This window comes from Streptomyces coffeae (genome assembly GCF_016741875.1).
Classification (GTDB): domain Bacteria; phylum Actinomycetota; class Actinomycetes; order Streptomycetales; family Streptomycetaceae; genus Streptomyces; species Streptomyces coffeae.
This window is the reverse complement of sequence record NZ_JAERRF010000212.1, coordinates 1-400: the sequence shown is the minus strand read 5'-3', so window position 1 is coordinate 400 and position 400 is coordinate 1. Positions and strand designations below refer to the sequence as shown.

The window sequence follows — 400 nt, the reverse complement described above, 5'->3', positions numbered from 1 at the left end:
TGGCGTTGCATCTGGCGTGTCAGGCGTTGCGGGCGGGTGAGTGTGATGCGGCGTTGGCGGGTGGTGTGACGGTGATGGCGACTCCGGCGACGTTTGTGGAGTTCTCCCGGCAGCGGGGCCTTGCCGCTGATGGTCGGTGTAAGTCGTTTGCGGAGGCGGCGGATGGTACGGGGTGGGCCGAGGGTGCTGGGGTGTTGGTGCTGGAGCGTCTGTCGGATGCCCAGCGGCTGGGGCATCGGGTGCTGGCGGTGGTGCGGGGGAGCGCTGTCAATCAGGATGGCGCGTCGAATGGTCTGACGGCGCCGAATGGTCCGTCGCAGCAGCGGGTGATCCGCCAGGCACTGTCCTCGGCGCGCCTGTCGACCTCGGATGTGGATGTCGTCGAGGGGCACGGTACGGG

1 protein-coding gene is annotated in these 400 nt (G+C 68.5%); it reads left to right on the top strand.

The genetic code is table 11. From position 1 onward, the window contains the following. On the top strand, positions 1-400 hold a 400-nt coding region (locus tag JK363_RS41720; RefSeq protein WP_268981178.1), incomplete at both ends, for a beta-ketoacyl synthase N-terminal-like domain-containing protein.